18 protein-coding genes are annotated in these 18236 nt (G+C 36.9%); 6 read left to right on the forward strand and 12 right to left on the reverse strand.

The window, feature by feature from the left end:
- The first annotated feature begins 107 nt into the window (after positions 1-107).
- Positions 108-749: a hypothetical protein gene (locus tag lgb_RS05400; protein WP_019293964.1), complete on the forward strand. Its 642-nt coding sequence runs from the start codon at positions 108-110 to the stop codon at positions 747-749.
- A 107-nt stretch (positions 750-856) separates the two neighbouring features.
- Here lgb_RS05400 and lgb_RS05405 read toward each other — a convergent pair whose 3' ends face one another.
- From lgb_RS05405 to lgb_RS05420, 4 genes are read right to left on the reverse strand one after another with little or no spacing between them, the layout of a single operon-like run.
- Entirely contained in the window at positions 857-1696 is an 840-nt protein-coding gene (locus tag lgb_RS05405) for an undecaprenyl-diphosphate phosphatase (RefSeq protein WP_019293965.1), read from the reverse strand.
- Positions 1697-1709: 13 nt separating this feature from the next.
- Entirely contained in the window at positions 1710-2588 is an 879-nt protein-coding gene (locus lgb_RS05410; protein WP_019293966.1) for a DUF4097 family beta strand repeat-containing protein, read from the reverse strand.
- Positions 2585-3205 (reverse strand): DUF1700 domain-containing protein, encoded by a 621-nt coding sequence (locus tag lgb_RS05415; RefSeq protein WP_019293967.1) that lies wholly within the window; start codon positions 3203-3205, stop codon positions 2585-2587. Before lgb_RS05415 ends, lgb_RS05410 begins: the two co-directional genes overlap by 4 nt.
- Complete coding sequence (locus lgb_RS05420) at positions 3198-3524, reverse strand: PadR family transcriptional regulator (protein ID WP_019293968.1); 327 nt, start codon at positions 3522-3524, stop codon at positions 3198-3200. The genes lgb_RS05415 and lgb_RS05420 overlap by 8 nt, the downstream gene beginning before the upstream one ends.
- Positions 3525-3684: 160 nt before the next feature.
- Between lgb_RS05420 and lgb_RS05425 the strand changes: the two genes are divergently transcribed.
- Entirely contained in the window at positions 3685-4134 is a 450-nt protein-coding gene (locus tag lgb_RS05425) for a GNAT family N-acetyltransferase (RefSeq protein WP_019293969.1), read from the forward strand.
- Positions 4135-4158: 24 nt separating this feature from the next.
- Here the strand turns inward: lgb_RS05425 and lgb_RS05430 are convergent, their stop codons facing one another.
- From lgb_RS05430 to lgb_RS10285, 5 genes are all read right to left on the reverse strand, one after another.
- Entirely contained in the window at positions 4159-6195 is a 2037-nt protein-coding gene (locus tag lgb_RS05430; RefSeq protein WP_019293970.1) for a copper-translocating P-type ATPase, read from the reverse strand.
- Between the two features lie 159 nt (positions 6196-6354).
- On the reverse strand, positions 6355-8322 hold the full coding sequence (nagE, locus tag lgb_RS05435) for an N-acetylglucosamine-specific PTS transporter subunit IIBC (RefSeq protein WP_019293971.1): 1968 nt from the start codon (positions 8320-8322) through the stop codon (positions 6355-6357).
- A 296-nt stretch (positions 8323-8618) separates the two neighbouring features.
- Positions 8619-9764 (reverse strand): GGDEF domain-containing protein, encoded by a 1146-nt coding sequence (locus lgb_RS05440; RefSeq protein ID WP_019293972.1) that lies wholly within the window; start codon positions 9762-9764, stop codon positions 8619-8621.
- 12 nt (positions 9765-9776) lie between these two features.
- Positions 9777-10484 (reverse strand): EAL domain-containing protein, encoded by a 708-nt coding sequence (locus lgb_RS05445; RefSeq protein ID WP_080567256.1) that lies wholly within the window; start codon positions 10482-10484, stop codon positions 9777-9779.
- A 66-nt stretch (positions 10485-10550) separates the two neighbouring features.
- Entirely contained in the window at positions 10551-10943 is a 393-nt protein-coding gene (locus lgb_RS10285) for an ArsC/Spx/MgsR family protein (RefSeq protein WP_328288145.1), read from the reverse strand.
- A 175-nt stretch (positions 10944-11118) separates the two neighbouring features.
- On the opposite strand from lgb_RS10285, the gene lgb_RS05455 reads away from it, so the two are divergent.
- Positions 11119-11943 (forward strand): Rgg/GadR/MutR family transcriptional regulator, encoded by an 825-nt coding sequence (locus lgb_RS05455; RefSeq protein WP_019293974.1) that lies wholly within the window; start codon positions 11119-11121, stop codon positions 11941-11943.
- Positions 11944-12030: 87 nt separating this feature from the next.
- Here lgb_RS05455 and lgb_RS05460 read toward each other — a convergent pair whose 3' ends face one another.
- Positions 12031-12516 carry a TspO/MBR family protein gene (locus lgb_RS05460; protein WP_019293975.1) on the reverse strand — a complete coding sequence of 162 codons (486 nt, stop codon included), beginning with the start codon at positions 12514-12516 and terminating at the stop codon, positions 12031-12033.
- A gap of 283 nt (positions 12517-12799) precedes the next feature.
- Here lgb_RS05460 and lgb_RS05465 point away from each other — a divergent pair, with 283 nt between their 5' ends.
- Both lgb_RS05465 and lgb_RS05470 read left to right on the forward strand, forming a co-directional pair.
- Positions 12800-14281, forward strand: coding sequence for a glycosyl hydrolase family 18 protein (locus lgb_RS05465; protein ID WP_019293976.1), 1482 nt, complete (start codon positions 12800-12802; stop codon positions 14279-14281).
- A gap of 31 nt (positions 14282-14312) precedes the next feature.
- Positions 14313-14975, forward strand: a complete 663-nt coding sequence (locus tag lgb_RS05470) for a lytic polysaccharide monooxygenase auxiliary activity family 9 protein (protein WP_042219796.1) — start codon at positions 14313-14315, stop codon at positions 14973-14975.
- A 34-nt stretch (positions 14976-15009) separates the two neighbouring features.
- On the opposite strand, the gene lgb_RS05475 is transcribed toward lgb_RS05470, so the two are convergent.
- The gene (locus tag lgb_RS05475; protein ID WP_019293978.1) at positions 15010-15738 is read right to left on the reverse strand and encodes an alpha/beta hydrolase; all 729 of its coding nucleotides are present in this window, start codon (positions 15736-15738) and stop codon (positions 15010-15012) included.
- Positions 15739-16103: 365 nt separating this feature from the next.
- On the opposite strand from lgb_RS05475, the gene lgb_RS05480 reads away from it, so the two are divergent.
- Entirely contained in the window at positions 16104-17342 is a 1239-nt protein-coding gene (locus tag lgb_RS05480) for an S-layer homology domain-containing protein (RefSeq protein WP_019293979.1), read from the forward strand.
- Between the two features lie 60 nt (positions 17343-17402).
- On the opposite strand, the gene lgb_RS05485 is transcribed toward lgb_RS05480, so the two are convergent.
- Positions 17403-18203, reverse strand: a complete 801-nt coding sequence (locus tag lgb_RS05485; RefSeq protein WP_019293980.1) for a PhzF family phenazine biosynthesis protein — start codon at positions 18201-18203, stop codon at positions 17403-17405.
- Positions 18204-18236 lie beyond the last annotated feature (33 nt).

The following is an 18236-nucleotide window of genomic DNA, read 5'->3' on the forward strand; positions in this document are numbered from 1 at the left end:
AACTGAGATTTTCTTTTCTTAATTTTTTGAAAGGTTCATGATATTAAAAATTATAATATTTTGTTACACTAAAATATAACGGATGTAAAAACAATATTGGAGGAATTATGAAGAAGACCATACTATTATCGATAGCATTAATAGGAGTTTTTGTACTTAGTGGATGTAAAGATGTCAAAAAAGAAAATACTGAAACAAAAAATGTTCCAGTTTCAAGTACTAATAAGAGCACCGTAAAGACAACAGAAACCCAAGCATCAAGTGCTTTGGAGAGTATCCCTACATCAACTCCTACATCTGAAGAAAAGGAAACTGAACAAACTTCTTCATCTTTATTTGAAGGTTATAGCGCTGAACAAATTGAATATGCGCGGGTAACAGAAGCAATAATTCATTATTATAAAGGGGATTATCAACCTGTATCTATCGATGTTACTAAAAATGGACAAAATCATCAGATTTTTCCTTTTGAAGGCTCTGTAGTTCTTCCTCAAGAAACTGTTACTTTATCCTTTAGCAAAGATAATACGATGGCCGGAACAACTATTATTACCTATAGTTCTAATCATGACGGTTCAATAAATTTTTATAAAGATCCAAATCATTATCAAGATGAAAGATACCTTAAAAATCCTTCATGGGTTAAGGAGGAATCGCAAAAATTACTAGACAGCATGCAGACAATAGAAATACCTATTTCATTTGATTACGAAGCTGCTCAAATCATTTCCAAAATACAAGTGAAGTAAAAATTGATCTTTTTGTTTGTATTTAGGCTTTAAAAAAATCCAAAATAAAAACCTACCCTACTTAAGTTACATGGCCTTAAGCAGGGTAGGTTTTTCTGATCTGTGTTTTAAATTACACCCACAAGGATGAAGAGGATAACGATAATCCCCAGCGCAATACGGTACCAACCAAAGATTTGGAAGTCACGGCGTTTGATGTAGCTCATCAAGAATTTAATAACGAAGATAGATACAACATAAGCGACAACCATTCCAACGATAAGGGCAATCACTTCTGAGAGACTAAAGTGAAGGCCGAATTTCAAGAGTTTAAAGGCAGAGGCGCCAAGCATAGTGGGTACTGCGAGGAAGAAAGTAAACTCGGCAGCAACGACACGTGAAACTCCAATAAGCAAGGCACCCACAATTGTTGCTCCTGATCGTGATGTCCCTGGAATCATTGAGAGGACTTGGAACATCCCGATGATCAGTGCAGTTTGATAGGTAATTTCTTTCATTGTATTGATTTTTGGTACACGTGTTTTATTCCAACGTTCAATCACGATAAAGGCGATACCATAAACAATCAGCATAATGGCAATTGTCAATGGTGTTCCAAAATTTTCTTCTAAGAAATCATTTAAGAATAAGCCAAATACAGCTGACGGAAGGAAGGCCACTACAACCTTAACCCACATGTTAAAGACAGAACGTTTGATCCGTACACCTTTTCCTTCAACATTAACAAAAGGATTCATCTGTGACCAGAATTCCACAATAACTGCAATAATTGCACCTAATTGGATGACTACAAAGAACATATCTTTGAAAGCTTGTGTCATGTTGGTGTGAATGAAGGCATCCACTAAAAGCATATGCCCTGTGCTTGATACGGGGAGCCATTCTGTAATTCCCTCGACGATGCCGAGAAAAATAATTTTCAAAAGTTCAATAAAATTTAAATCCATTTTTCCTTATGTCCTATTCATTAATGAGGTAGAAACTGCCATCTGTAACTTTGACTGTCAAAGCTGTCTCTTGATTTCCCGTTTGATAAGGAAATTCTTTTTTGACATGATTTACATAAAGTTCTTCTGCCTCTACATTTATCCCCGGCAATTGACTGTTTATTATTTTCAATTGGCCGTCTTTTTTAACAATTTTGCTACGTTCTTTCAGATGAAGATTTTCAAAAATAGTTGCACCATCATTTGAAGCAAAATCCATACTTTCTGCTGTCACACGTTCTAAAACAGAAGCCCCATCATTAGAAGTTACTTTCAAATGTCCCGACAAAGTCAAATCACGCAATTGCCACGCAGCATCACTAATATTCATCGTGAGTTGGCTTCCTTTAACCCTTTCTAAGGAAAGGCCACCGTCTCGAAGATTAATTTTGAGACTATCTGCTTTCAAATCACGCAAGGTTTTTTGTCCGGATGTTCCGTCGATAATGATTTTCTCAAAATTCATATCTTCTGGTACAGTTACAATTATTTTTTCCTGACCCATTTTACCAAAATTAAGCCCTAAATTGAAGTCAAAGGTGCTTTTTCTCGCCTCAACATTCAAAGTTTTACCTTGAAGGTTAATCTCAGGCTTCTGATCAAGCAAGTGGCTCTCAACTTTCAGAGTTGAGCCAGAGATAATTTCTAAATCCGCATCTTTACTGTTGATAATCAGATTTTTTACTTTATCTGTAGCAAAAGTCTGTTCTGTAGAAATAAGATGAGAGATTTGAGGACGACCTTCTTTCCAGACAAGACTCGTTTTACCTCCAGCAGCTAAGCCAATACCTAAAAGAATAATGCCAGAAATAATCATAGTCAGTGCGGCAACTATCGTTCTTCTATTTTTCACAAGACTGCTCCTTTCTGATCGCGTTTGGTTCTTTGAGTTAATTTACGCCCCAACCATTTAATCATTCCAAGAAAACGAAGGCACAGCCATTTTGTGAGGAAAAGAATAAAAGGACTGATAAGGATTCCCAACCCAAAAAGCAAAAGACCAAGTCCGCTAAAGACAAGTGTTGTCATTGGACTACTGAAGATGACACCAAGTCCAGAAATGAAGGAGAATAATCCACCAAACACGAGTGAAACATCAAGCATGTACAGGCTAAAGAGGAGAGCTAATAGCATCATTAACAAGGCTAGAATAAGTAAAAGAATGGCAAGTGTCAAGGGTACCAAAAGCGGTGAAGCAAAAAGACCAAGTATAATGAGCCAGACCAGCTGAAAACGTGATTTAGCGGGTATACTTTTTTCTTCTTCTTGCGCGTGATCATCTTGGTCTAAGAAATAACTGAGTTTGAGCTTGGTAGCAAATTGTTTTGGTGTTCCATACTGTGCTTTTATATCCTCAAGTGTCATTCCTGACTCAATAAAGTATTCTTGATAATAAGCGATTAAGTCTCCACTTTCTTCTTGAGGTAGTTCTGTCAGATGGGCCTGCACAGCCTCTAAATAACTATTCATCGTTTTCGAGTTCTCCTTCTACTAAAAGTTTATCCATGGCATTACGGAATTGCTGCCAGTCAGCAATTATTTTTTGAAGCTCGTGGTGTCCATTCTCTGTTATCCGATAATAACGTCTCATGCGACCTTCATAAGGCTCGTCATAATTTTCTAAAAGCTCATGCTTTTTTAAACGACGTAAGACAGGATACATGGTTGATTCACTAATCGGAAGTTGGGCTTGTACTGTTTTTGTCAACGCATAGCCATACATATCTTTCTTATTCAACAAAGAAAGTACTGTCCCGTCTAGAAGTAAGGTTGGAATTTGAATATCCATAATTGTCCTTTCCTTTTCCTTCATAGCATATTATATATTGTATAATATGATACTATACGACATATAATAACATATAAAACATCTGCTGACAAGTATGAGGCAATAATTTCAAAAGATATGATAAAATAAGTTAAAGTTAAACTGAAGGGTAAAGAACTGCATGCAAATCATAAAACTCCGGGAACATAAGGAAAAGCTTGAACAAGCTGCAAACTGGTTTCACCAGAAATGGGAAATTCCACTTTCTGCCTATCAAGAAAGCATGGCGTCTTGTCTCCAAGGTTCAGAAACCATTCCGCAATGGTATATGATGATCCATGAATCAGAAATTATTGGTGGCCTTGGAATTATTGAAAATGATTTTCATGATCGTAAAGATTTATCGCCTAATATTTGTGCTTTGTATGTGGAAAAAGAATTCCGTAGTCAAGGGATTGCGGAAAAGTTACTCCAAGAAGCTTGCGATGATATGAAGATGCAAGGGATTCATAGGCTCTATCTTGTCACTGACCATACTCATCTTTATGAACGCTACGGTTGGGAATTTATTGGCTTTGTTCAAGCGGAAGATGAAGACGAGATGTTACGGGTGTATTCTTACCAAATCTAAAAAAACTCCTATTTAGGAGTTTTTTTATTTTTCTTGTGGTCTTTCATATTTTAGTCCCATCGCATTGATTGAGACAATTACTGTTGAGATACTCATCAATACTGCAGCAGCCAATGGATCAATAGAGATACCAAAGGTTGGGTAAAGAATGCCGGCAGCAACAGGAATAGCAATGATATTATAACCCGCTCCAAACCAAAGGTTTTGTTTCATCTTACGATTAGAGCGTTTAGCTATCTCAATCAGTGCTAAAACATCACTCGGATGTGAGTTGACCAAGACAACATCTGCTGTATTGATAGCGACAGATGTTCCGCCTCCAATCGCAATGCCGAGATCACTTGTAGCAAGCGCAGGTGAGTCATTGACACCGTCACCAATAAAGAGAACACCACCTTTTTCTTGGTAATCTTGGACAATCTTTGCTTTATCTTCTGGTTTTAATTCAGCACGAAATTCCGCAATGCCAAGATTTTTTGCAATTTTTTCTGCGGTAGCTCCATTATCTCCAGTCAACATTACAGGTATGATATCACGTTTTTTCAATTCTTCGATAAAGAATTTCGCATCTTCTTTTGGTGAATCACCTAAAGCAACAAAACCGTAAAGTGTTTTATCTGAAATGAGGAAGGAAACAGTCAGACCTTTGTCAAAGACCTTTTGAACTTCTGCTTCATCAATTATGATGCCATTTTCTTTGAGGTAAGCGTAAGAGACGATACTGTAATTTTTTCCTTGAACAGTACCTTTTAAGCCTACACCAGGAATATTTTCCAGATTTTCTGCTTCTAATTTCAAATCGTCAACAGCATTGACAATTGACAGCGCAATAGGGTGTGTTGAACCACTTTCTAATGCGGCCATAACTTGTAGAATATCTACCTTATCATCCTTAGCCAAATCGACTACTTGACGTACACTAAATTTTCCGTCTGTTAGTGTCCCGGTTTTATCCATAAGAGCATATTTTATTTTACTAATAGATTCAAGAGATGTACGGTTTTGAATCAGCAAACCATTTTTAGCCGAAAGATTAGTTAGGCGTGCCACGACTAAAGGTACAGCCAATCCTAAGGCGTGAGGACATGCGATGACAAAGACAGAAACAGCAGTCATAAGTGCAAAGCTCAATGAGGAAGTCATCATCCAAACAATAAAGGAACCAATCCCCACGATCAATGCCGCCCAGAAAAGCCAACCTGCTACACGATCTGCTAAGTTTTCACTGGCAGACTTTTGCTTTTGCGCCTTCTCTACTAATTGCGCAATTTGCGCCAGAAGAGAATCTTTTCCTAGAGAAGTTACTTTCATTTCAAAAGGGAGGTTCTGGTTTAGAGAACCGCCGTAAACTGTATCTCCTGCTTCTTTCGAGACCAAACGCGATTCACCTGTGATCATCGATTCATCAATAGACAAGTGAGTTGTTTCCGATGTCAAAATACCATCAGCTGGAATACGTTCGTTTTCTTTTACGAGAAGAATATCGTCCACTTGGAGCTCAGAAATGGCTACATCTTTTCCGTCTTTCAGATGAGCTTTTTTAGGAACGAGGGATGCAAGATCCTTGAGGGCATCTCCTGCACGACTAACTGCCCGCATCTCGATAATGTGACCTGCCAGCATGATAACAATCAAGGTCGAGAGCTCAAACCAAAAGTCCATTGCCTCGCCACCTGTCCATAATAAAACCGTAGCATAAACCGAGTAAGCATAAGCCACGACAATTCCCATCGTAATGAGCATCATCATCGCCGGTTTTCGAGATTGAAATTCTCCACGCGCGCCACTAAAGAAAGGTGTGCCACCATAGAAGAAAATAATGGACCCTAAAATAAGTCTGACAATCGAATCGCCTTGAAAGCTTATCAGCTGAAAACCGGCAATACTTGAAATAGCAAGCAAAGGAACCATGAGCGCAATACTGACCTTCAGCTTCTTACCCATATTACCCATGTGCATCATATGTCCTCCATGGTTCATCATATCATGTCCATCATGATGGTCCATTTCTGCCATATCATTCATCTCGTGATGCATGTGCTCTTTATGTTCTTCTTCCATCTCAACCTCCTTAAATTTTCTATTCTTTTAATAACTTTATATCTACAGTTTACATTTGTAAACTTATAAAGTCAAGTAAAAACTAAAAAAATGGAAAGAGAAAACTCCCTTCTGCTGTTTTGCGCCAAATAAAAAGTGGAATTAACTCCACTTCTATCTTTATTTACTTGTAACTTGACCAATCACGAGGTTGGCAATGACATTACCCGTTTTTGTAAGATTGATATTTTCTACACGCTCCGCATTTGTAAAAGCCACAATAATTTCTGTTCCTTTTCCTGCAGCTTTAATTTTTTGCAGATCCATATCAGCAATCTTATCGCCTTTTTTAAGAACTTGGCCTTCAGAAACAGTTAACTTAAACGGCTCACCTATAAGCTCAACCGTATCTAAGCCCATATGTAAAAGAACTTCTAAGCCTGATTCTGTTTGGATGCCCATTGCATGTTTGGTTGGGAAGATATTTGTTATTTTACCTGAAATTGGTGCAAATACTTCTTCTTTTGTCGGTAATATCGCAAAGCCATCTCCCATCATTTGAGCTGAGAAAACTTGATCCGGAACTTCCGTGATTGGCATAACTTTACCTGTAGCCACCGCAAATATTTCTTGCGTGAATGCTTTAGTATCTGCCAGAACAACCTCTTTTGTTGTTGCTACAATATGGTCCGGAACTTCTCCAGTTTGTTGAATTTTTTTCAATTCATCCGCTACAAATTGCACTTCTGTACCTACGATGACTTGGACGTTCTTTTTATCTAAAACACGCACCCCAGGTACACCAGTTGCTTTGATTGCAGCTTGATCCACTAAGTCAGAATTTTCGACAGTTAAACGTAATCGTGTCGTACAATTATCAACTGTTTTAAGATTATCATTGCCAAGACCTTGATAAATACGGCCAGCAAGAAAAGCAAATTTTTCATCTGTAGAAGATAAATCTGGCTCTTCCTCACCTTCGCCACCTTCCTCACGACCCGGTGTCATCATATTAAATTTCTTAATGACAAAATCAAAAGTAAAGTAATAAACGACAGCCATAACCAAACCGAGCACAAGAAGCATGTAAGGTTGATTCGCAATTGGCACACGTAAGCTCAAGATGAAGTCGATGAGACCAGCCGAAAAGTTAAAGCCGGCAGTCCAATGGAAAAGGGCAGCGATAAACATGGAAATACCTGTTAATACCGCATGCACAACATAAAGTGGCCAGGCCACAAACATAAATGAGAATTCCAAAGGTTCGGTTACACCAGTGAAAAATGAAGCAAAACCAGCAGCAAGCATAAGTGAAGCCGTAGCTTTTTTCTTTTCGGGACGTGCATTGCGATAAATTGCATATGCACCTGCAGGCAAGCCAAACATCATAATAGGGAAGAATCCTGCTTGATAACGGCCCGTAATCCCTTGAGTTCCAATGTTTTTCCAGAAATTACCGATGTCATTAATCCCTGCAGCATCGAACCAGAAAACGTTATTGAGTGCGTGATGCATTCCTGTTGGGATTAACAAGCGGTTCGAGAAACCGTAAATCCCAGCTCCTAAAGGACCAAGATTAACGATAGCTTTACCAAAAGTTGTTAATCCTCCGAAAACGGCAGGCCAAAGGAAAAGTAAAACAGCTGAAAGTGCGGCCATTATAACCGCAGTAAGTATTGGCACTAAACGTCGACCACTAAAGAAAGACAAGGCCATCGGCAGTTTCGTGTTACTGAACTTATTATAAACTGCTGCTGCGATTAGACCAGCTAAAATTCCTATAAAAACGTTCCCGTTGTTAATCTTAGTGAATGCAGTATTCACTTTTTCGACATCAATTCTTTGCAAGAGAGCCACAGAATCAGGATTGAGTAAAGTCATTGGGACAAGGAAGGATACTACGCCAGCCAGTGCTGCGGAGCCATCTTTGTCCTTGGACATTCCAAAGGCCAGTCCAACAGCAAAGAGTAATCCTAAGTTATTCAAAATCGTTTGTCCGGCTTGAATCATAAAGGCTGCCAATACATTATTGGCGCCCCAGCCTGTAGGATCAATCCAATATCCAATCCCCGTAAATAAAGCTGCAACAGGTAAAGTCGCAACCGGAAGCATGAGCGATCGGCCCATCTTCTGCATGTATTCTTTCATAAATCCTCCAAGAATAGAAAAATTAAATAATTTACCAAAAATGGCACGTACACAAACCTCTACTTTTAAGCACCAATATCAATACTTCTTATTTCACAAAAAGTAAGATTTAACTTTGGTTGACATATAAAAAGGCCATTGCCAATGCTTACACAATCGCCTTGTTTCGTTAAATCTTCGACCAGTTAAAATTTATGATATTTTTCACTTAATATGAGTAAATTTATTTGTACAATATTATTTTAACATCTTCTTGGTGATTTTGGTGAGTATAGGTGTAGAGGATGTATTACTTGTCAATATACGACCTGATTTTTACCTTTAGACTTTGCAATATAAAGTTTCTTATCAACATCATTGATAATTTCTTGCTGCTCTTGTGCGCCAACTACTTCAACTGCTCCTACCGATATTGAAGCCTTGAAGCTACTTTTTTCATACTCGAAATCATAAGTTGAGACCATATTAACAATGTCTTCCATAATCTCCTTGACTTCTTCTTCTAGATTATTTCTAAATATGATGAAAAACTCATCTCCTCCATAACGGAATAACTGACCAGATGTATTTTCTTTTTTTAACTTAATCCTAACAAGCTCACAAATCTCTTTTAATGTATGATCACCAGCAGCATGACCATAAGTATCATTTATATGCTTAAAGGCGTCCACATCAAAAAGGACGACAGTAAAAACTGACATATACTGACTTTCAATGATTTCTTGTAAAGTTTCCTCAAATTTTCTCCTATTATAAGTATTCGTAAGAGTATCCATGTAGGAGTACTTCCTCAATTCAGAATATTCTTGAACGATCAACTTTAAAATCGCTAATACTTTTTCAGCAATAAATAGCATAATGCATATTTTTAAAAATATACCTACAGAATAACCTAAACTAAATTGAAATCTGGAACTAGATATGAGCATGACAGATAGAGTGATAGGAAAGCTCGCGAATAAATAGAAGTAACGTTTTTTTGTTACAAGCAATCGGTACTTGGAAATGATGTATAAACTCGTCCAAAATAAAAAGAGTGCCAATAAGACAAGCACAGTTGAGCGTATGTCAAATCCATAAGTGTAAGTATACAAGGCATAAAAGAGTAAAAATAACGGTATGACTGCATATTCTACGTATTTATAGTAGGATACAACAAAGTAATCGATAGCCACAACAACAAAAATTAATGAAGTATCACTTAATAGTCCGCCTTCTGGTGAGTTTTTATCAATTTGGGTAAATAATAATTTTAAAACAATGATTAGAAATGTGAAATTCGTGGAATATAAAATATAGGTAAAAAAACTATTCTTATTTAATTTATAGTGGCGAATTAAATATTTAAAAATATAAATCATCCCTAAAATGCCAGGAATTAAAAACATTTTTACAATAAAATTACTCCCAAATATATCTTGAATATCATTGACATAAATCATAAACTAGTCCTCTCAATAAAACTGATGTGGAATACTGTAATAGTAACTTTGCTGTTTCCACTCTTGAGGAAAAGTTTTCAGAAGCGCTTCTTCTTCCACGCCTTCAATAACTATTTCTTTATCAAATGATGTGATAATCGACTCTATTGCTAATAAATAGTTGGAGAGTTGTTCTGATTCAAGAATATTTTTAAACTCCAAGGTTGATAATTTTATTCGTGATATGTAGGGATGCAAGTCAATTAAGCTCCTAAATGAATTAACACCCAATAAAAAGTCATCTAAGGCAATATCATAGCCCATCTGCTTGATTGATTTTATTATCTCACGTGGAACAATTTCTGAATAGTGGTTATTTCTATAAAGAGGAATCCGTTCTGTCAGCTCTATTTTCAGCTTTTCTTTATAATTGAAACTTTCAAGAAATGCAATCGTTTCAGAATAATACAATTCTTGATAGTCAATATTTAAAGAGTAGATAGTCTTCTCTTTTTTCAATAAATCATTCAAAATTTTACTGATTTTTTCTATATAGAGCATATGTAATTCTCGATCTGACATTAATTCAGCAAAGAGTTGTTCTGGAAACACATATTTCCCTGAAACTTCTTCCCTCAATAGCAGCTCGTATTCTTCTTGGATCGAATCATTCATATTACATATTTTTTGTCTAAAAAAGCATAAGTTATTGATACTTTTTCTTGCCTTATTGTTTGTCATTTTCTTTTATTATTCCAATTTTATCTTAAAGTGGCTGAGACATTCTCTGGTTTACTGACACTTTTCTTAATGATACCTTCTGTACTTTTGCGGAAGATATTTCCTGATTTCTTCACTGTTATATCCAACTAAAAGCTTATTATCATCTAAAACAATCGGTGTTTGAAGGAGGTTTGTATTATGTTTTAAATACTCAAGTCCTTCATTAAATGACAATTCATATAAATGAAGTATACCTTTTCTTGTCTCAGATTTACTTCGCGTTGGGTGTTTAACAATATCTTCCAAACCTTTATCTGTCATTGATAATGTCTTTACTATATCTTCTTTTGAAATTTTGGCAATAGGAGCTTTGCTTATTGTTATGCTGTGATCTTTAAACCACTTAAGTGTTTGACGCGAAGAATTACAGCCCCTTTTATAATATACTTGTATGATGTCTTTATCCTCTAATTTTATCTTTAAGAATTTTTATTCTATTTGTTTTGTTAGAAGTGATTTAAATCACTAATAGATTATAACGATAAATGACGTTCAAATTTTTTATATCCGGTATTTCGGATTAATAAATACATATTTTCTAATTTTATATTATAATAAAGTTTGATATTAAATTTTAGTAGGAGTAATTTATTTGGTCTATCAAAAATATGGAATAACTTTTAAAAATATGAGAAAACAAAATAAATTTACTTTAGCTGATTTTTCCGAAGTAGGTTTAGCAAGTTCGACCTTGTCTGATTTCGAACGTGGTTTGACCATGATTAGTTTGGAAAAAATTGATTTAGCCTTACAACTCATGGGCTGTAGTTTATCTGATTTTGATAGCCATTTAAATTTCTACTCTCCTACTGATCCCATATATATATTGCAAGAACTAGAAGGAGCAATCCTATTCAATGATTCCCTAAAATTGAAAGACCTTTACATGACTTGTAAACAAACAAAGCAAAGAAATCTTTGCCTAACCATAAAATTCCTACTGAAAAAGGGAACTTTAGAAGAAAAAAATGAAATCGTCAATTTCTTATACGAAACCAAGGCATTTGGTATAAAAGAACTTTCTATTTTTTACATCATCATGCATCAACTGGCCCCTCAAGATATTTTAAACATTATGAAGAGGTTAAAACAATATGGAAAAGGGATGTCTAATTCTGAAATTTATCACCGTCATCTGTCTCACGTGATACTAGAAGTTATCACTGTCCTTTCAAATTACGGACTTAAAGACGAAGCTCACTATTTTATAAAAAGAGTTGAAGAACTCAATCTAGCTCAATCTATGCTTTTAAGAAATTTATTTAAGGCGGTAAAAGGGTTGTGGGTATATAATTTTGAAAACAAACTTGAAGGAAAAGAACAGATAAAAAAAGCTATGGAAATACTGTTGCTTGCTGCTCAACCTGAGGTCGCTCAATTTCACCAAGAAAGATTTAAAATGTTAGTTGACCTATGAAGAATAGAATTTTCTACTCTGTATATGAATTTCAAATAAAAAGAAACGAGTATCAAATCCCGTTTCTTTTTTTTATTTTATCGCTATCTAATTCAAAACAGCGACAGCCAAGCTTAAATAAGTCGCAAAGAGTATCCAGACAAAGTATGGCAAGAGTAGGATTGCTGACCATTGGTTGATTTTGAAAAATTTCTTAATACAAAGATAGACCACAATATCAAGAACAAGGATAACAAGTACTCCAAACCAGAAATAACCCTTGAAAAAGATAATGCTCCAGATAAAGTTGAGGAATAACTGGATGACATAAAGCAAGAGAGCGGGCTGGGCTTCACTTTTTCTTAATTTTAAATTTTGAAAAACTATAAAACCTGCTACAGCAATCAAGGCATAGAGAATTGGCCAAACAATACCAAACAGATAATCTGGTGGCGCCAATGGCGGAAGTTGTAAGTTGTTATAAATTGATTTGATATCACCAGCTAATATTCCTGATAAACTCCCAATTGCTTCTACCACAATGATAAACAACCCAACAAGTAATATCGGTTTTAGTTTACTAGAATGTTTCATAATGCTCCTCCTCTTTTTCTAAGTTATCCGTTTTCTTTAGTATTTTCTTAATTTTAACATATCCCCTATTTTAAAGGCAGTTATTCGATTGTAAATTTTACGCATGTTGGGTTGCTTAGAAAGCTTTGTCTATACTCTTTGATAAAGATTTTACTTTGACTTTACCCTATTTTTATTTTTTAAAATTCCCTTTTTAATTGAATCGAAAATTAAAAATTGTTATAATAATTATAGCGCTTACATGATTAGTCCGGACATAGTCTTACCACCAACAGGAGGAACTATGATCAAAAATGGAAACACACGTCACTTAAAAATAGCTATTGCGACATTAGCCTTGGCTACACTTGGTTTTACAGGCGCACATGCTCAAGCAGATGCTGCCGATGAAATGGTCAATCCCACCGATAAGGTTTTAGTCGGTTATTGGCACAATTGGAAATCAACAGGTAAAGATGGTTATAAATACGGAACCTCTGCTGATTTTGATCTTTCACAGACACAAGACGGATACAATGTTATTAACGTATCTTTCATGAAAACACCTCAAGGAAGTTCTCTTCCCACATTTAAACCTTATAATAAGACCGATGCTGAATTCAGAGCTGAGGTTGCAAAACTCAACGCAGAAGGCAAATCTGTATTAATTGCATTAGGAGGTGCAGACGCTCATATCGCACTTACTAAAGCGCAAGAGGATGACTTTGTGAATGAGGTTATCCGTCTTGTAGATACTTATGGCTTTGACGGCTTGGATATTGATTTAGAGCAATCTGCCATTGATGCAGCTGACAATAATACTGTCATCCCATCAGCTTTACGGAAAGTCAAAGCTCATTATCGTCAACAAGGTAAGAACTTTATGATTACGATGGCCCCAGAATTTCCTTATCTTACAACTACAGGGAAGTATGCGCCTTATATCAATGGTTTAGAAGGTGATTACGATTATATTAATCCTCAGTATTACAATCAAGGCGGTGATGGTTTTTGGGATTCTGACTTAAACATGTGGATTTCCCAATCTAACGACGAGCAAAAAGAAGCTTTCCTCTATGGTTTGACACATCGCCTTGTCACAGGAACCGATAATTTCATCAAAATTCCGGCAGACAAGTTTGTGATTGGCTTGCCTGCAAATGAGGATGCGGCAGCAACAGGTTACGTTAAAAATCCTAAAGATGTCGAAAATGCCTTAAAACGCCTAAAAGCTTCTGGAAATGAAATCAAAGGCTTAATGACCTGGTCCGTCAATTGGGATGCAGGTAAGAGCGCGACAGGCTTAAATTACAACAATTCCTTCGTCAACACCTATGCACCGATGCTTTTTGGAGACACTGGGGGCGGAAATGAAACAAAACCAACACTTCCAATAATCACAGTTTCTGATCTTACAGAAACCAGTGCTACAATTCAAGCAAAATCAACAGATGCATCTGGGATAGCCAACTACGAGATTAAAGTTGGGGGAAAAACTTATACAAGTAAAGATGGATTACAAGCTATCTCCGGTCTTAAAGCCGCAACAACTTATACCGTTGAAGTTGTCGCAATCAATAATGCTGGCATTCGTTCTGACAGTGCAAGCACGACTTTTAGCACTACAGGTGGCACAGTAACTCCTGAAAATACATGGAGCAAGGATAAAGAATATTGGACGGGTGACCGCGTCTACTACAATGGAAAAGAATATGAAGCAAAATGGTGGACCAAGGGTGACCAACCTGACTTGTCAGGCCCTTACGGACCTTGGAAAGAAATATGATATGCTTTAACAAGCAGAAAGGAGCAAAGTTATGAAAAAAATGTTTATTGGGTTTTTAATCACTTTAGGAGTATTGGGTGCTTCATTGGCTTTCAATACTAAAACGGTCTTAGCTCACGGTTACGTTGAGAGTCCTCCAGCACGTGGTTATCAAGGTAAGCTTGATTATGAAAAATATGGCTGGACAACAGCTTATAATCTCTATGGAAATGTCATCACAAATCCTCAATCACTTGAAGCTCCCAAAGGTTTCCCTGAAAGCGGACCTGTAGATGGACGCATCGCTTCAGCTAATGGTGGTCTAGGACAAATCGCTGACTTTGTCCTTGATAATCAAACAAGCGACCGTTGGAAAAAAACAACAATAAACACTGGTGTAAATCAGTTCACGTGGAAATATACAGCACCACATAAAACAACCAAATGGCACTATTACATGACCAAAACAGGTTGGGATCAAAATGCGCCACTCAAACGTTCAGAGTTAGAGCTCATTGGTACTGTCAATCATGATGGCTCTACTGCTTCTAACAACTTGACACACTCTATCACTGTCCCAAGTAATCGCTCAGGTTACCATATTATCCTCGCTGTTTGGGATGTTGCTGATACACCAAATGCTTTCTACAATGTTATCGATGTCAATGTCCAAAATAATAATATGCTCTTCGGACCATTTGCTGCGGTTGAATAAACAAAAGAAAAGAACTCTTATCAAAGAGTTCTTTTTACTTTTCGGAAGTTTTGAGCCACTTGATGAGTTCTGCCGCAATTTCTTCTTGTTGTTTTTCATTTGAGATATCTGCTTGGTTGTCGCCTTTCTGGGCACCATAGCTACCAAAACCGGCATGATTACCGCCCTCCAATTCTACATTTATCGTTTGTTGTGGCAGATAGGTTTTGGCCTTATCATATGAAGACTGGTTAAGCACGCCATCTTTCGTGCCTACGATAGATAAAACTTTCCCCTTGAAATCTTTCAAGCTTCCTTTTTGATCAGGATAACTTGCAAGGAAAAAGACACCTTCTAAAGCTGAATTATCTTGATGACCTGCTGCAAAGCGACTGGCCATAACTCCACCTAGAGAATGACCGCCAACGATATATTGGGAGAGATGTTCATCCTTGATTACTTTCTCAGCCAGATTGGGATTAAAAATGGCAAGATTCAGAGGCTCTTTGAGAAGGTAAACAGAATATCCAACTTCTGCTACTTTACTGGCCCAAATACTATAACTTGCATTGTCCACCAATGCGCCTTGATAAAAGATAACACTGGCTTTATCTGGATTGCCTTTAAAGAACAAAGCATTATCTGTCTTTTCGGCTTGGCTAGCAATGTTTGATGCTTGAGGAGTTGGATGATAGGTACTGGACTTAATGTAGATAAATCCTGCGGCCAGAAGGACGAGTAAAATGCTTACAACCCATAGAACTATTTTTTTGAGTTTTTTCATTGATTTTTTCCTTTTTATAATATTTTTATTCAAACTAAAAGCCCTCAAAGAAAGGACTTCTAAACATTATTTAAAATTGCATTGAGGAAAAAATAAATTAAAATATATAGTTTATCGAAAGCCATTATTGTAAGTGAAGACAGATGCCTCATGACTCTCGATTTCTGTTTATTTACTTTGCCATCAATTCCATTCTTATTCTATCATTCTTATGAAGAGAATGCTTTAATTCTGCTTACAATATTTATTTTAATTCAAAATTCCTTAAAAAAAACTAAATCATATGTTATGATTATAATATGCTAAAAAAAGCAAACAAATAATGATTATAAGAGATATGGTAAATAAGGAGGAGATATTTTATAGTGAAAAAATATCAAAAGGTTTTAATGCTGAGCGCAGTTTTTCTGTCGTCGACGCAAGGAATAATGGTAAGTGCGAGTGAACTCACAGCCGTAAACAAGGAAAAAAATGAGCCAATAGCTTCAAGCATCGAGGAAAGTAGCACTTCAACTTCTGCAAGTACTTCTGAAACTTCAACTGAAAACAAAAGCACTGAAAATAGTGTAGTAGATAAAAGCAGCTCAAGTACTGAAGTAACGATAAAGGAACAAGATACAAGTGCTGAAACGGCGGAAGTAGCAAGTACGACCGAGCATCCTGTGGTACAAGCTCGAAGTGCTGTAACTTATCAGCAACCTCTTAATAGTGGTACACTACCAAAGGTGCCGGTAAGCTTAGAAAAATTACCTATCAAGCATTCAGGCAATCCTTTTAAAGACGTTTCACAATCTTTATATAAAAATTACATTAGCTGGATCTATAGTCGAGGAATTACCACAGGTTATACACCAACGACGTATAATCCAGATGGTTACGTGACACGTGGTGAAATGGCTGTCTTTCTTCATCGTCTCGCGGGAACTCCAAGTTATAAAGCACCATTCAATGTCTATACAGATGTCAATCAGTATAAAAACCAGATTCTCTGGCTGACAGCGACAACTGTATCGAACGGAACTGCGCCCCACTACAATCCGAACGGTAACGTGACGCGAGGGCAAATGGCTGCCTTTCTACATAGAATGGCAAAAGTTTCAGGAAATGCTCCTACCTCAGGAAAATATAACACGAAGTTCGTAGATTCCAAAAATCATATGTTTGCCAATGACATTGGCTGGTTGAGTTCAAAAGGTATCACTACGGGTTATACACCAACAACTTTTAGACCTGATGCATATGTGACACGTGGTGAGATGGCAGCTTTCCTCCAACGTTTCTATAATGTCACTTCCCAGACAAATAAACAAAATCCCTATCCTGCAGGCCAATGTACAGCTTATGTTTGGGACTATTTCAACGGAAATATTCCTCTCTATGTCGGCAATGCAAAAGAGTGGACTAAATACGCTAACAGTAAGCCTGCTGTCGGAACAATTGCTGTCTTTCCTCCAGGAAATCAAGGTGCAGGAGATCTTGGCCACGTCGCAGTTGTTATTTCGGTTTCCGGCTCTAAAATGAGAGTAAGTGAAGGAAACTATAACGGTGGATGGGGCACTGAGCGTGACTGTTCAACAGCCGGTGTTAAATTTATTCGCCCTTAAAATTCAAGAAAATTATACTAAAAAGTGCTGGATAGTTGTTCCAAGCACTTTTTTCTATTCTTACATATCATAGTTGGGAATGACGATATTTTCTTCTTCGAGAACGGCCTGACCAGAGATTTTAACTCTTTCCCCCTCAATTTCGCAAGCAATCACCCCACCACGATTAGAGAGTTGTCTAGCGATGAGTTTTGTTTTCTCTAGCTTCTCTCCCCATAATGGTGCCAAGCGTGTATGTGACGAACCTGTCACTGGGTCCTCATCTACACCACCATGAGGTGCAAAATATCTCGATACAAAATCAACATCTGCTCCTTTTGCTGTGATTGTGACCGCATGAGAAGCTAATGATTTAATGATAGCAATCTGTGGTTTTGCATCCTTTACTGCTGATTCTGAATCCAACACAAGTATAAGGTGATCTTTTTCTTGGGTAGTGTAAGCTTCTTGAATGGTTGTCCCTGAGAATGCTGCTTTCATTTCTTCAGTGATTTCCTTTGGAAAAAGCTGTTGACGTGGAAAGTTTAAGATAAATTGATCATTATGCATGGCGACAGTTAATTTCCCAGATTTGGATTTAAAGCTCAAAACCTCGCACTCGTTTTCTAACTTCTGCTTGATGACAAATGCGGCCGCAATCATACCATGTCCACACAATAGAACTTCCCTTTTAGGGCTGAACCACTGGATTTCCCATTCATTTTCTACATTTTTATAGATAAAGGAGGTTTCAGGCAAGGCAATTTCAGAAGCAATCTGTTGGAGCTGCTCTTTTGGAAGTTGTTGGGTTAAGATACAGACTGCCGCAGGATTTCCTAAACTCTCCTTGCCGGTGAAAGCGTTGATGATGTCGTAGTGCATGAATTACCCCTTATTGTACTCGTTTTAATATGT

It is taken from the genome of Lactococcus petauri (assembly GCF_023499275.1).
GTDB classification, from domain to species: Bacteria; Bacillota; Bacilli; order Lactobacillales; family Streptococcaceae; genus Lactococcus; species Lactococcus petauri.

Bases quoted from the DNA above. Each gene is read 5' to 3' on its own strand.
- lgb_RS05420 (WP_019293968.1), bottom strand. From the start codon at position 3,524: ATGGATATTCAAATTCCAACCTTACTTCTAGACGGGACAGTACTTTCT.
- lgb_RS05415 (WP_019293967.1), bottom strand. From the start codon at position 3,205: ATGAATAGTTATTTAGAGGCTGTGCAGGCCCATCTGACAGAACTACCT.
- lgb_RS05460 (WP_019293975.1), bottom strand. From the start codon at position 12,516: ATGAAACATTCTAGTAAACTAAAACCGATATTACTTGTTGGGTTGTTT.
- lgb_RS05405 (WP_019293965.1), bottom strand. From the start codon at position 1,696: ATGGATTTAAATTTTATTGAACTTTTGAAAATTATTTTTCTCGGCATC.
- lgb_RS05485 (WP_019293980.1), bottom strand. From the start codon at position 18,203: ATGCACTACGACATCATCAACGCTTTCACCGGCAAGGAGAGTTTAGGA.
- lgb_RS05470 (WP_042219796.1), top strand. From the start codon at position 14,313: ATGAAAAAAATGTTTATTGGGTTTTTAATCACTTTAGGAGTATTGGGT.
- lgb_RS05475 (WP_019293978.1), bottom strand. From the start codon at position 15,738: ATGAAAAAACTCAAAAAAATAGTTCTATGGGTTGTAAGCATTTTACTC.
- nagE (WP_019293971.1), bottom strand. From the start codon at position 8,322: ATGAAAGAATACATGCAGAAGATGGGCCGATCGCTCATGCTTCCGGTT.
- lgb_RS05400 (WP_019293964.1), top strand. From the start codon at position 108: ATGAAGAAGACCATACTATTATCGATAGCATTAATAGGAGTTTTTGTA.
- lgb_RS05430 (WP_019293970.1), bottom strand. From the start codon at position 6,195: ATGGAAGAAGAACATAAAGAGCACATGCATCACGAGATGAATGATATG.
- lgb_RS05425 (WP_019293969.1), top strand. From the start codon at position 3,685: ATGCAAATCATAAAACTCCGGGAACATAAGGAAAAGCTTGAACAAGCT.
- lgb_RS05445 (WP_080567256.1), bottom strand. From the start codon at position 10,484: ATGACAAACAATAAGGCAAGAAAAAGTATCAATAACTTATGCTTTTTT.
- lgb_RS05465 (WP_019293976.1), top strand. From the start codon at position 12,800: ATGATCAAAAATGGAAACACACGTCACTTAAAAATAGCTATTGCGACA.
- lgb_RS05440 (WP_019293972.1), bottom strand. From the start codon at position 9,764: ATGATTTATGTCAATGATATTCAAGATATATTTGGGAGTAATTTTATT.